Below are 12,807 nucleotides of genomic sequence, written 5' to 3'. Positions count from 1 at the left end.
TCAGCTTAATCAGAACGCTGTTCGCAACAATGACGAACAGCAAGAATAATAAACCGGGAGAGACCTATGACCCTGATGCGGACATTCCTTGGCGCAGCTGCCACCCTTGCAATTTCTACTGCGGCCGCGCTTGCAGACCCCGCCGTTATTTTTGACCTTGGCGGCAAGTTCGACAAATCCTTCAACGAAGCGGCCTTCAACGGTGCGACACGTTGGGCAGAAGAAACTGGCGGCTCCTTCTTGGAAGTTGAGATCCAGTCCGAAGCACAGCGCGAGCAAGCTCTGCGTCGCTTTGCAGAACGCGGTGCGAATCCAATCGTTGTAACCGGTTTTGGTTATGCGGCGGCCTTGGATACTGTGTCTAAAGAATTCCCAGACACCAAATTCGCAATCATCGATGTGAACTGGTTGGAAGGCGAGAACATCCGCCAGATCGCTTTCGCGGAACATGAAGGTTCTTACCTTGTGGGTATGCTGGCTGCGATGGCATCCAAATCTGGCACTGTTGGCTTCATTGGCGGCATGGACATCCCACTGATTTCCAAATTCGCATGTGGTTACGCCCAAGGCGCGAAAGCGGCAAACCCTGACGCAACCGTCATCCAAAACATGACAGGCACAACACCTGCCGCATGGAATGACCCAGTAAAAGGCGGCGAACTCACACGCGCGCAAATCTCTCAAGGCGCTGACGTAATCTTCGCCGCTGCTGGTGGTACAGGTCTGGGCGTATTGCAAACCGCCGCTGACGAAGGCGTGCTTTCCATTGGTGTGGACAGCAACCAAAATCACCTGCACTCAGGTTCTGTTCTGACATCCATGTTGAAGCGCGTAGACAATGCTGTTTACGACGTCTTCTCTGCGGCTGAAGAACTTGAGACCGGTGTGACACTGTCAATGGGTCTTTCGAATGCCGGTGTTGGCTTCTCTCTGGACGAGCACAACGACGCGCTTATCACCGCGGAAATGCGCACTGCTGTAGAAGCAGCCAGCGCGAAAATCATCGCCGGTGAAATCACAGTGCATGACTACATGTCTGACGAATCCTGCCCGGTTAACTAAGGTTAATTCATGCAGAGTTCGGTAAATAAGGAGCGGCAGGCAACTGCCGCTCCAGCCTCACCCGCCACACCGCCCCCCGCAATTGAGCTTAAGGGTATTTCCAAAGCTTTCGGGCCGGTACAGGCGAATAAAGACATCACAATTTCCGTTGCCAAAGGCGCGATCCATGGGATCGTCGGCGAGAATGGCGCAGGGAAATCAACATTGATGTCAATCCTGTACGGTTTTTATAAAGCCGATACCGGAGAAGTCTGGATTGACGGAAAACTCACCGCGATTCCTGACAGCCAAGCCGCAATCCGCGCGGGGATTGGCATGGTGCACCAGCACTTTAAACTGGTCGAAAATTTCACTGTGTTGGAAAACGTTGTGCTGGGGGCCGAAGATGGACCGCGCCTAACGCCTTCCCTGTCCAAGGCGCGCAAAAGCCTGACACAGCTTGCGAAAGAATATGAACTGGATGTTGATCCAGATGCGCTGATCCAAGACCTTTCCGTTGGTCATCAGCAGCGCGTTGAGATCCTGAAAGCGCTTTATCGCAAGGCCGAGATCCTGATCTTGGACGAACCCACCGGCGTTCTGACCCCCGCAGAAGCAGACCACCTGTTTCGAATTCTGCGGAACTTGAAGAACGAAGGCAAAACCATCCTTGTGATCACCCATAAATTGCGGGAAATCATGGATGTCACAGATTCCGTTTCGGTTATGCGTCGGGGCGAGATGAAGGGCACGATCCCTACATCCACCACGTCCCCCGAAGACCTTGCAGAACGCATGGTTGGCCGCAAAGTTCTGTTGAAAGTTGACAAGACACCTGCCAACCCAGCCGATAATGTCCTTGAGATTCAAAACCTTGAAGTCATAGACAGCGCGGGCGTGCGGCGTCTCAAAGGTATTGACCTAAACATTCGCGCAGGCGAAATCCTTGGCATTGCCGGCGTTTCTGGTAACGGCCAATCTGAACTGATGGAAGTGCTTGGCGGATATTCCAACGCCACCGGGTCAGTGAAGCTAAATGGCCAAGAATTGGATCTAACCGGCAAGCATTCAGACGGGCAAAGCCGCCGCCATCGCGGCATTGCCCACGTCCCGGAAGATCGCCATCGTGAAGGCTTGATCCTTGAATTCTCGGCTTGGGAAAACACCGCGTTTGGGTATCACAATGAACCTGAATACAACGGTAAAATCTTGATGGATAACGCCGCAATTCACCAAACATGTGCCGAACATATGGAACAGTTTGATGTACGCCCACCCAATCCATCCCTACACGCGCGGAACTTTTCGGGTGGCAACCAACAGAAGATTGTCCTTGCTCGCGAGATCTCTCGCAACCCAGATCTTCTGCTGATCGGCCAACCAACCCGCGGCGTCGACGTGGGGGCAATTGAATTCATCCACCAGCAAATCATCGCACTACGTGACCAAGGTAAAGCAATCTTGTTGGTCTCTGTTGAGCTGGAAGAAATCCTATCGCTTTCTGACCGAATTGCCGTGATGTTTGACGGCCAAGTCATGGGCGAACGCCTGCCCGAAAGCACCAATGAAAAAGAACTTGGTCTGCTGATGGCCGGTATGGATACATCCGGGAACGGGGGGGCGATCTGATGGAAAAGTTACCAAAGTGGGCGGATGTCATCCTGATTCCACTGATCAATCTGGTGCTCGCCTTTCTTGTGTCTGGTTTGGTCATCTTGGCAATCGGCAAGGACCCGATTGTTGCCATCACAACCATGTTTGACGGTGCATTCGGAAGCACCACAGGCCTTGGCTACACGCTGTATTATGCCACGAACTTTATGTTCACAGGCCTCGCGGTTGCTGTCGCGTTTCATGCACGGATCTTCAACATCGGTGGTGAAGGCCAAGCGCTGTTGGGTGGTCTAGGCGTCGCACTTGTTTGCTTGGCAATCGATTGGCCGCATTGGTTGGTTGCTTTGCCAGCTGCCGCCATTGGGGGTGCCGTTTTCGGGGCCGCATGGGCATTTATTCCGGCATATCTTCAGGCCAAACGCGGCAGCCACATCGTGATTACAACGATCATGTTCAACTTCATCGCAGCCGCGCTTATTGGCTATCTGTTGGTCGAAGTATTGAAAGTGCCTGGCAGCATGGATCCCGCATCTTCCAACTTTCCTGCTGGTGCGCATTTGCCAACATTCAACGAGATCTTCGCCGTTTTCGGCCTGAACATCTTCAAACATGCACCGGCCAACGTTAGTTTTTTCGTGGCTTTGATCTGTGCTTTCTTGTTCTGGGTCTTGATGTGGCACACACGTCTTGGCTTCGCCATGCGGGCCTTTGGACAAGGTGAACGTGGCGCCGAATATGCTGGTATTTCACCGCTGAAAATCACCGTGATTGCCATGATGATCTCTGGCGGTCTTGCTGGGATGATGGCGATCAATAACGTGATGGGCGAAAGCGAACGGCTGATCCTAAATGCAACAGAAGGCGCTGGCTTCATTGGTATTGCGGTAGCTTTGATGGGGCGGTCGCATCCTGTTGGGGTCATCTTGGCCTCTATTCTATTTGGGTTCTTGTACCAAGGTGGCGGGGAACTTTCCCTGTGGGAAGGCATCCCACGCGATTTGGTTATTGTCATTCAAGGCTTGGTGATCCTATTCACAGGCGCACTTGACGGCATGATCCGGCGTCCGCTGGAAAACCTATTTCTAGTCCTGCGCAAGCCCACTCAGAATGGAGCAGTATGATGGAATTTTTCGATACAATCATACAGATTTCAGACAGCGCAGTTCGCTTGGCGATCCCTTTGCTTCTGGCCTGCCTTGCGGGTTTGTTTTCCGAACGCGGCGGGATTTTTGACATCGGGCTTGAAGGTAAAATGCTGGCCGCTGCATTTTTGTCTGCCGCTGTCGCTGCTGCCACTGGCAACGTTTGGCTTGGCCTAGCTTCCGGCATCGGGATTTCCGTCTTCTTGGGATTGATCCATGGCGTTGCCTCGATCACGTTTCGTGGCGACCAATTGATTTCAGGTGTTGCGATCAACTTCCTCGCGGCAGGCCTTACCGTTGTGATTGGCCAAGCTTGGTTTGGCTTAGGCGGCCGCACCCCCCCACTTAGCGGGTCTGGGCGATTTGCCAATTTGGAATGGCCTGTGGCGGACGCTCTGCAAGATGTGCCCGTGGTCGGCCCAATTTATGCCGAGCTGATCTCGGGTCACACCGTCTTAGTCTATGTCGCGCTTCTGATCGTACCCCTGTCTTGGTACGTACTGTTTCGCACGCGCTTTGGTTTGCGCCTGCGTGCTGTAGGTGAAAATCCCGGCGCGGTAGATACTGCTGGTATTTCGGTCGTGCGACTGCGTTATTCCGCCGTGATTATCTGTGGCGTGCTGTGTGGCCTTGCTGGGGCTTACCTGTCAACTGGACTTGCCGCTGGTTTCGTAAAAGACATGTCCGCTGGTCGTGGGTTTATCGCCCTTGCTGCGCTGATTTTTGCGAAATGGCGCCCGGTTCAAGCGCTGATTGCCTGTCTGTTGTTTGGGTTCCTAGAAGCCATCGCAAACCGGTATCAATCCATTGATACTGGCGCCTTTGAAATCCCAGTGCAGTTCATGCAGGCCCTACCGTATATCCTGACCGTGGTGATTCTTGCGGGCTTCATCGGCAAGGCTATTCCACCAAAAGCGGGTGGCGAAGCTTATGTTAAAGAACGTTAAGGCTTAGATTAGACAATTTCTGCAACACAGGAATGTCAAAATAGGACCAGGTACATAAAAATGATAAGGCCAGGGGGGAATTTCCCCCCTGTTTTTGCATCAATTCCCCACCTGAGGCGTTGAGTTTAGAATAACTTCCGGGCTATGGGTGGATATGCAGATTTATCTACCTATAGCCGAAGTTTCCGTTAATGCGTTCCTGCTCCTAGGTTTGGGCGGGCTTGTCGGCATTTTGTCAGGCATGTTTGGCGTTGGTGGCGGATTTTTAATGACACCGCTTCTGTTCTTCATTGGCATTCCGCCGGCTGTGGCCGTTGCGACCGAGGCCAATCAGATCGTGGCATCTTCGTTTTCTGGCGTCCTTGCGCATTTCAAGCGAAAGACCGTCGACTTAAAGATGGGAACGGTGCTGTTAATAGGCGGCTTGGTCGGGGCTGCCTTAGGCGTTCAGCTTTTCAACATGCTGAAAAGTGCGGGCCAGGTCGATCTCCTGGTTAAGCTATGTTACGTCGTGTTCCTTGGCCTGATCGGTGGCTTGATGTTCATTGAGAGCGCCAAGGCTATCCTAAATTCCAAAAAGCCAGGTGTTGTTCCAAAACGCAAAAAGCACAATTGGATCCATAACCTGCCATTCAAGATGAAGTTTCGGACTTCAGGGCTGTATATTTCGGTATTCCCCCCCTTGGTTATCGGCGTGTTCGTCGGTGTTCTTGCGGCGATCATGGGTGTGGGCGGTGGTTTCATCATGGTGCCTGCGATGATCTATCTGCTTGGCATGCCAACAAAAGTCGTTGTCGGGACCTCACTGTTTCAAATCATTTTTGTGACGGCCTTCACCACGCTTCTGCACGCGACGACCAATTATACTGTGGACATGGCTTTGGCCGTCTTGCTTTTGGTGGGTGGCGTTGTTGGCGCACAGATCGGCACACGCATCGGCGTAAAAATGAAAGCCGAACAGTTGCGCATTTTGCTGGCTTTGATGGTCCTTGCTGTGTGTGGAAAGCTTGCGCTTGATCTGCTACTGCAACCGTCCGAACTTTACTCTATCGGGTCCGGAGGCCACTAATGTTTCAACGCCTTCTGATCCTATTGTGCTTGTTCACGCTGCCTGTGCAGGCTGAAGAAGTTGTTGCAAGCCTGTCGCAAAACCGTGTGTCTATCACGGCGAACTTTGACGGGTCGGACATTTTGATCTTCGGAGCCGTGAAGCGCGACGCCCCTACACCTGAAGGCCCATTGGATGTTATTATCGCTGTTTCCGGCCCATCCGAAGCGGTAACTGTGCGCCGTAAAGATCGCCGCTATGGCATTTGGGTGAACGTCGATGACGTCATCATCGATAACGCACCAAGTTTTTACGCTGTATCCACAACCGGGCCGCTTGAAACGATCTTAAGTGACGCGGATGACCTAGAACATAGCATCTCGATTCCGCGTGCCATTCAATCGATCGGAACAGCCTTTTCGACCGATAACCCCAAAGATTTCACCGATGCCATCATTCGCATTCGCACTCAAAAACGGCTGTACCAAATGATGCCTGGCGGTGTTGAACTGTCAGAGGACACATTGTTCGCCACGTCGTTGTCCCTGCCTGCCAATCTTGTCGAAGGTGACTATACCGCGCGTATTTTCCTGACACGTGGTGGCACGGTCGTTGATCAATATGATACAATCATCGACGTTAGAAAAGTCGGGCTTGAACGCTGGATCTATAATCTCGCACATGAACGCCCATTGATCTACGGTCTATTGTCACTGTTTATTGCAATCGTTGCAGGATGGGCCGCGTCCGCTGTGTTTAGATATATACGCACCTAAGGTTATTCATCGCCCGACGTTAACGTAAGCGCTGCTGGTGCCGCTGCCTTCAGATCATCGACGACCAAATCATGGGATGGGCGGGCCAAGCGGTTACGAACCACCCAGAACAAACGTTCTTGCGCGCGGGTGATCGCGACGTAAGCCAGGCGTTTCCAAAGTGGCTGTCCGGCTTCTACCCGGCCCATGCGGGCGGCAACGAACAGGTCTGGGGCAAAGACTTGTACGTTTTCCCACTGAGACCCCTGCGCCTTGTGAATCGTCACCGCTGCGCCATGCAGGAAAGCTGCGCCCATGCGTGCTGCGAAGGGAATAAAGGGTTCTTCTTCGTCGGGGATTTCGATTTTCACAATGGATGCTGCGGACACTTGTGGATCTTCCGCCCCCATCACATGCAAACGCGAGAACCCCGGTTTGCGGCCAGGCCCAAGATAAACAACTTGCGCGCCTTTGATCAGACCGCGTGCCTCGAGATCAATGCGTTTTTTGCGGTGCTTTGCAGGCAACTCGATGCCATCACAGATCAAGGGTTCGCCCGCCAATAATTCGTCAGGTGGGGCACCATGGGCCGACCGGAAAGCTTGAATCAGCTTGATCCGCGTCGCGTTGCGCCAGACCAAAACCGGGCTGCGCGCCATCAGATCACTTTCCACACGCTGCGCCAGAACCACGCGATCATCTTTCTGCGCGGCTTCTGTAATCATCTGTTCGAATTTTTGGAACCCTATTTGTGGGTCAGCCAAAGCGTGGGCCAGATCCAAGATCGGGCTGTCCGCCTTTTGCCGGTGCACCCGCGAGAGCTCGATTTTCTGTTTCTCGGGTAGACGATCAAACACCATCTCTCCCGATTGGCCAACCGGGGCCAACTGGGCCGGATCGCCAAACAGAACAAGCGTTGGAAAAATCTCTTTCAGATCTTCGAACTGGCGCTCATCCAACATCGAACTTTCGTCAATAAACCCGATATCCAGCGGATCATCACGACGTTTCCATCCCGTGATGAAATCGGACCCGCGCAGGCCAGCTACCGCCAAGGCACCAGGAATGGATTTATTCGCTTGGTAAAACTCATACGCACGGTCAAGGGCTGTATCCGTCAGCCCCTCAATCTCAGGTTTTTCACCTTCTCCAGCCAACCATTCGGCGATTTTTTCATATTCGGGATCATAAACCGGGGTGTATAGAATGCGGTGGATGGTCGTGGCTGGCACACCACGATTGCGCAGCACACTTGCCGCTTTGTTCGTCGGCGCAAGAATGGCCAAAGTGCGCTGGTCTTTCTTACGCTTGCCCTCATAATCGCCTGAAACAACCTTCACGCCACCGTCTTCTAAGGCTTTGTAAAACTCGGCCAACAAAAGGGTTTTGCCAGATCCCGCCTTGCCCATGACAGCCATCACTTGGCTTTTGCCATCAGACATTGGCGTCAACAGCGAGTCAGTGAGGTTCACACCAGCCGCGCTTAGAAGGTCAGTCAAACTATCCCAAGCTTCGGCTTGGTCGTCTGACAAGATGATTTTGACGGGTACATTCATGAGGCGAACCTATAGGCGCGCCCCATGACATACCAGCCCCATAACCTTGCTTAAGCTGATTTTGAAACCGGGTTTCGATGGCCAAAGGCCCGGTCATACCATAGTTTTGACACCTCTCGGCCTATGCCGGTTCTTTGCAACAGCGTGGCGCGAATTTCCGGTGTAAACGCCCAAAGCCCCACACTGATCGCATCGCGCCCCTGCCCGGTGCTGCCCATCACCGTTGGCCCCCACCCAAGTCGCCGATAAACACGCACCATACGATGATCAAACACACCAACCGCATGGGTCAAATGATGCCCAAGCCCAAGTTCAAGCCCGCCCAACATCAAAGCGCCCGACACACTGGGGGCAGCACCAGCCCCAAGGCAAAACCGAGTACATTCCCATATAAGAGGGCTTTGAATTTTCGCCCCATCACTGAGATCGCGGAAATGATCGTTAACCATGGTGCGACCAGAGGTCGGCAGAAACCGCATTGATCCACCATGACGCCCGTCGGCTTGTTGCCAAATCACATAAAGCGGATTCATGAGATCGTATTCATCACGTTCTTCACCGGCGCGATTCACATGCACGTCCCAGCCCAAACGCCCCTTAAATTGGTCTGCACGATCACGAAACATCGTGTCGCGCAATTTGGGAAATGATGAAAGCTCGTCGGCATAAAAGTATCTGAGCATACTGCCCTCCGTGATTGCAAAACTGGCAATAATCAGAGGTAAGTGTCGGCAATATAGGGTAAATCTCTGGGTCGGAGGTTTAAAGTTCAGTTAACACTTCAAACGACAAGCAGGCCTTTCACAAGCGCACGCGCAACGGCATGGGTGGTGTTCAACGCACCCAACTTAAAACGCGCGCCTTCTATGTAGACCCGCAATGTATGTTCTGAAATAGAAAGACGTTCCGCAGCGCGCGCCCGGCTAAGCCCCAATGCAAGCATCGTCAGCGCATCAATTTCGCGCGGCGACAGGGCCTGCCCAGGAACGACATCGGTGCCACGTTCCAGTTCCAAAGCTTTTTGGTTTACATAGTGAGACACCAGCAACAGATCTTTCACAGAGTTCTGGCTGAACTTTTCCCATTCGAAGTCGGTACATCGATGATTCACTGTGAATAAGGCAAATTGGCCGCTTGGCCCTCGGATAGGAACGGACAGTCCCTGATTTCCGACACCAGCGCCTGCGGCTTCTTCCAGAAAATGGCGCGAAGACTTTGTCGACCAGTCCAATTGCTTCCAATCCACGGGATGGAAGCGTTGATAACATCCCTGCACGACCGGATCGATACGATCCAAACCGTCTGCCACATATCGCTCGACCCAACTGGGGTCATAGGTTAACGCCGCATATTGTTGACCAGTGCTGTTTACCGAATGATAGATAAGATGCTCGACCTCATAGAGATCCCTTAGGCTAATTATAAGAGCCTGTAGCTCCTCAAGCGTTTGTGCCTGATGAACTGAATCGATGAGCCCTTCCAGCCGCGTTGATGTTCCCGAAGGTTTGATTCCGCTCTCCTCCGCCCTGATTGGCGAGCTCAGAGGCTGCAATCAAAGTCGTGTCATCCAACTGTTCTGACAGCGAGGTGAAGCCATTTTGCTGAGCAAATGATTTCAAGTCGGTGAGAACATCCAGTATCCATTCATTTTTCATAATAGACTCTCCTTCAGTCGTTAACAAAACCTTAACACAACCCTAGCACGAGTAACATTTTTTGCGAAACTCACGACTTTCAACTCCCCCAAAATAGGGAGGACCTTGTTTCTAAGGTGTTATTATTTCTTGGTCGGGGCGAAAAATAATTTCATGCAGAAATGAAAACGGCGCCCGAAGGCGCCGAATCATCGATGTCGATGGCCTTACTCTGCCGCTTCGAGCACGTCTTCCAAGGTCCTCAACCCCGTACGAGGCGATTGAACCAACACGGCCATGTTGCCCGGCTTGTGTTCGTTCCGCAGCATCTTGATGTGCGCTGCTGGGATCTCGTCCCACGGAAATACTTCTGACATACAAGGATCGATGCGACGCTCGACCATCAAGCGGTTCGCAGACGCGGCCTGTTTCAGATGCGCAAAGTGGCTGCCCTGAACGCGCTTCTGATGCATCCAAAGATAGCGGACATCAAAGGTACAGTTGAACCCAGACGTCCCCGCACAGATCACGATCATACCGCCTTTTTTGCACACGAATGTTGAAACAGGGAATGTCGCCTCACCTGGGTGTTCAAAGACGATATCAACATTGTTGCCCTTACCGGTGATGTCCCAGATCGCTTTGCCGAACTTACGAACTTCTTTGAACCAGTCGTTATATTCAGGCGTGTTCACCGTCGGTAGCTGGCCCCAACAGTTGAAGTCTTTGCGATTCAGCACACCCTTGGCGCCCAGCCCCATAACGAAGTCACGTTTGTCTTCGTCGGAAATCACCCCAATCGCGTTGCCGCCAGCGGCATTAATCAATTGGATCGCGAAAGACCCAAGACCACCGGATGCACCCCAAACCAGAACATTCTGACCAGGCTTCAATTCATGTGGATGGTGACCAAACAACATGCGGTAAGCCGTTGCCAAAGTCAGCGTATAACAAGCGCTTTCTTCCCAAGTCAGGTGTTTCGGACGCGGCAAAAGCTGTTGCGCCTGAACATTGGTGAACTGCGCGAAAGATCCATCAGGCGTCTCATAGCCCCAAATGCGCTGGCTGGGCGAGAACATCGGATCACCACCGTTGCATTCTTCGTCATCACCATCGTCTTGGTTACAGTGAATGACAACCTCATCGCCCACCTTCCAGCTCTTCACCTTGTCACCAATCGCCCAAACAATGCCAGACGCATCAGAACCCGCAATGTGGTAATCTTGCTTATGCACATCAAATGGTGAGATCGGTTGACCAAGGCCCGCCCAAACACCGTTATAGTTAACGCCTGCAGCCATCACCAAAACCAAAACCTCATGGCTGTCCAAAATCGGCGTATCGACGACTTCAAGCTGAAAGCTTTTGTCAGGCTCACCATGACGTTCACGGCGAATAGCCCAAGCGTACATTTGTTTTGGTACATGACCCATCGGTGGAATTTCACCGACCTCATAGAGATCTTTCTTGGGAGCGTCATAATACAGGATATCACCAGGTGTGTCGAGCGCCATAGCGGGCCTCCTTTGCAAGCAGTTTGCCGCAACGCAGAATCAACGACCCCGCAGCGGTGTTCTTTTATGGAATAAGATTCACCGCGAAACTTTGCAACCCAAATTAGATCTATTTGGTAACTTTATTTCTCATCCAGATTCTGCGACGCAGCACCACCACCGGAATGCACAAGATGTGCGATAGAGTTCGCGTAGAACGATATCTCATCTTCATGGTCGGGTGCCATGATGAACCCAGCAGGTGTTTCAACAACCATTTTGCGCAACTTCAACATGCGCAGCCCCACTTTCGCCGCATAATCAGATGAGTTACGCGGCAAATGCACATGACCTTCGTCATGCGAGATCTGATCAATTAAGGTGGCGACACGGCTGGACAATACATCCTCGCTTAACGCTTCGCTGGTGGATAACAGCACCGTCGCAACCAAGGGCACGGGCAATACAGGCAATACATCGCGAATACGATCCATTAAGGCGTTGCCGACCGCTTCAGGCCCCTTGTTCCCGGCTAACATAAATTCTGACAATGACATCGGGTTGCCAAAGCTGACCCCTGCATACCCGAAACGATGGAAACGCCCGGTGAACGCAAATCTAATCTGCCTAAAAATGAACTTGAACACGCCCAGTATGGTAAAGCCAAATTTGCGATCACCACGTTTCTGCGCATCGATCAAAACACGATCTTCAAGCACCCGATCATAATTTATTGCGATAGGAACGAAGACAACATCGCGGTTTTTCCCTGGCTCAAAATCATTCACGATATAGGACAAAAGCCCCAATTTTGGGGGCTGGACAGACCCATCAAGAGACAAGCCACCTTCAGGGAAAACCGCCTGCGTCACTCCACCTTCGGTCGCCATCTGGACGTAACGCGCCAACACCCGCCGATACAATTTATTGCGACTCTTACGACGAATGAAATAGGCCCCCATTGAGCGGATCAAAGCACGCAAAGGCCAAATTCTCGCCCATTCACCAACGGCATAGGACAGGGCAGATCGCTCTGCTGCAAGCCATGTAACCAATACATAATCCATGTTTGAACGATGGTTCATCACAAAAATAACGGTAGCATTGGGGTCAATCGCTTTGATCGCCGCCTCATCGTAATGCCCTAATCTTACACGGTAAATTCGGTTAGACAGCCAGCGCGCGATACGGGTGCCAAAGCCAAAATACGCGGTCGCCGAAAACGATGGTACGATTTCACGTGCGTAGCGGCGCGCACTTTCAAAGGCAACATTTTCCGGAACACCTTCTTCCCGAGAATGGTCAACAATGGCCTGCGCAACCTTTGGGTCATAAATCAAGCGCTGGATCATATCGTGACGTTCCGCGAGTTTAAACGGCTCAATCGGGCGATCAAGGCGGGTGTTCACTTTCGCCACAACCCGTTCCATCCGACGACGGAAGAACCACCGAACAGAGGGAAACAGAAAATGACTGGCAAACGTCACCGCTGCGAACAACAGAATGAGAATTAGCGCCCAGAAAGGCAGTTCAACCGTACGAAACATAGCGTAACATAGCGTGAGATCATGGCGGAG

At 52.2% G+C, this 12,807-nt stretch carries 12 protein-coding genes; 6 read left to right on the top strand and 6 right to left on the bottom strand.

The features are described from left to right. Window positions 1-66 precede the first annotated feature (66 nt). The 6 genes from RJ38_RS09915 to RJ38_RS09890 all read left to right on the top strand — a co-directional run bounded on the left by RJ38_RS09915 (window position 67) and on the right by RJ38_RS09890 (window position 6,568). On the top strand, window positions 67-1,062 hold the full coding sequence (locus RJ38_RS09915; RefSeq protein ID WP_039018659.1) for a BMP family lipoprotein: 996 nt from the start codon (window positions 67-69) through the stop codon (window positions 1,060-1,062). A 9-nt stretch (window positions 1,063-1,071) separates the two neighbouring features. Next, window positions 1,072-2,670 (top strand): ABC transporter ATP-binding protein, encoded by a 1,599-nt coding sequence (locus RJ38_RS09910; RefSeq protein WP_082005697.1) that lies wholly within the window; start codon window positions 1,072-1,074, stop codon window positions 2,668-2,670. Further along, window positions 2,670-3,776 carry an ABC transporter permease gene (locus RJ38_RS09905; RefSeq protein WP_039018658.1) on the top strand — a complete coding sequence of 369 codons (1,107 nt, stop codon included), beginning with the start codon at window positions 2,670-2,672 and terminating at the stop codon, window positions 3,774-3,776. The genes RJ38_RS09910 and RJ38_RS09905 overlap by 1 nt, the downstream gene beginning before the upstream one ends. Continuing rightward, window positions 3,776-4,744, top strand: a complete 969-nt coding sequence (locus RJ38_RS09900; RefSeq protein WP_039018657.1) for an ABC transporter permease — start codon at window positions 3,776-3,778, stop codon at window positions 4,742-4,744. Before RJ38_RS09905 ends, RJ38_RS09900 begins: the two co-directional genes overlap by 1 nt. Before the next feature lie 154 nt (window positions 4,745-4,898). Beyond that, entirely contained in the window at window positions 4,899-5,813 is a 915-nt protein-coding gene (locus RJ38_RS09895) for a sulfite exporter TauE/SafE family protein (protein ID WP_039018656.1), read from the top strand. Beyond that, window positions 5,813-6,568, top strand: coding sequence for a TIGR02186 family protein (locus RJ38_RS09890; RefSeq protein ID WP_039018655.1), 756 nt, complete (start codon window positions 5,813-5,815; stop codon window positions 6,566-6,568). Before RJ38_RS09895 ends, RJ38_RS09890 begins: the two co-directional genes overlap by 1 nt. A 2-nt stretch (window positions 6,569-6,570) precedes the next feature. On the opposite strand, the gene RJ38_RS09885 is transcribed toward RJ38_RS09890, so the two are convergent. The 6 genes from RJ38_RS09885 to RJ38_RS09860 all read right to left on the bottom strand — a co-directional run bounded on the left by RJ38_RS09885 (window position 6,571) and on the right by RJ38_RS09860 (window position 12,777). Beyond that, a complete protein-coding gene (locus RJ38_RS09885; RefSeq protein WP_039018654.1) occupies window positions 6,571-8,103 on the bottom strand; it encodes an ATP-dependent DNA helicase in 1,533 nt (510 codons plus the stop codon). Between the two features lie 50 nt (window positions 8,104-8,153). Continuing rightward, complete coding sequence (locus tag RJ38_RS09880; protein ID WP_039018653.1) at window positions 8,154-8,786, bottom strand: acyl-homoserine-lactone synthase; 633 nt, start codon at window positions 8,784-8,786, stop codon at window positions 8,154-8,156. Window positions 8,787-8,884: 98 nt separating this feature from the next. Beyond that, window positions 8,885-9,487, bottom strand: a complete 603-nt coding sequence (locus RJ38_RS09875; protein WP_337588974.1) for a helix-turn-helix transcriptional regulator — start codon at window positions 9,485-9,487, stop codon at window positions 8,885-8,887. A gap of 55 nt (window positions 9,488-9,542) precedes the next feature. Further along, on the bottom strand, window positions 9,543-9,758 hold the full coding sequence (locus tag RJ38_RS19050) for a hypothetical protein (protein WP_039018652.1): 216 nt from the start codon (window positions 9,756-9,758) through the stop codon (window positions 9,543-9,545). A gap of 206 nt (window positions 9,759-9,964) precedes the next feature. Then, the gene (ccrA, locus tag RJ38_RS09865; RefSeq protein WP_039018651.1) at window positions 9,965-11,251 is read right to left on the bottom strand and encodes a crotonyl-CoA carboxylase/reductase; all 1,287 of its coding nucleotides are present in this window, start codon (window positions 11,249-11,251) and stop codon (window positions 9,965-9,967) included. 122 nt (window positions 11,252-11,373) lie between these two features. Continuing rightward, window positions 11,374-12,777 carry a 1-acyl-sn-glycerol-3-phosphate acyltransferase gene (locus tag RJ38_RS09860; protein ID WP_052245314.1) on the bottom strand — a complete coding sequence of 468 codons (1,404 nt, stop codon included), beginning with the start codon at window positions 12,775-12,777 and terminating at the stop codon, window positions 11,374-11,376. Between the last annotated feature and the right edge of the window lie 30 nt (window positions 12,778-12,807).

The organism is Halocynthiibacter namhaensis, from assembly GCF_000812685.1.
Classification (GTDB): Bacteria; Pseudomonadota; Alphaproteobacteria; order Rhodobacterales; family Rhodobacteraceae; genus Halocynthiibacter; species Halocynthiibacter namhaensis.
This window is presented reverse-complemented; position numbering and strand designations above follow the sequence as displayed.

What these genes read in the sequence shown, in the direction of transcription:
- RJ38_RS09915 (WP_039018659.1), top strand. Translation starts at nt 67, where the DNA reads ATGACCCTGATGCGGACATTCCTTGGCGCAGCTGCCACCCTTGCAATT.
- RJ38_RS09910 (WP_082005697.1), top strand. Translation starts at nt 1,072, where the DNA reads ATGCAGAGTTCGGTAAATAAGGAGCGGCAGGCAACTGCCGCTCCAGCC.
- RJ38_RS09905 (WP_039018658.1), top strand. Translation starts at nt 2,670, where the DNA reads ATGGAAAAGTTACCAAAGTGGGCGGATGTCATCCTGATTCCACTGATC.
- RJ38_RS09900 (WP_039018657.1), top strand. Translation starts at nt 3,776, where the DNA reads ATGGAATTTTTCGATACAATCATACAGATTTCAGACAGCGCAGTTCGC.
- RJ38_RS09895 (WP_039018656.1), top strand. Translation starts at nt 4,899, where the DNA reads ATGCAGATTTATCTACCTATAGCCGAAGTTTCCGTTAATGCGTTCCTG.
- RJ38_RS09890 (WP_039018655.1), top strand. Translation starts at nt 5,813, where the DNA reads ATGTTTCAACGCCTTCTGATCCTATTGTGCTTGTTCACGCTGCCTGTG.
- RJ38_RS09885 (WP_039018654.1), bottom strand. Translation starts at nt 8,103, where the DNA reads ATGAATGTACCCGTCAAAATCATCTTGTCAGACGACCAAGCCGAAGCT.
- RJ38_RS09880 (WP_039018653.1), bottom strand. Translation starts at nt 8,786, where the DNA reads ATGCTCAGATACTTTTATGCCGACGAGCTTTCATCATTTCCCAAATTG.
- RJ38_RS19050 (WP_039018652.1), bottom strand. Translation starts at nt 9,758, where the DNA reads ATGAAAAATGAATGGATACTGGATGTTCTCACCGACTTGAAATCATTT.
- ccrA (WP_039018651.1), bottom strand. Translation starts at nt 11,251, where the DNA reads ATGGCGCTCGACACACCTGGTGATATCCTGTATTATGACGCTCCCAAG.
- RJ38_RS09860 (WP_052245314.1), bottom strand. Translation starts at nt 12,777, where the DNA reads ATGTTTCGTACGGTTGAACTGCCTTTCTGGGCGCTAATTCTCATTCTG.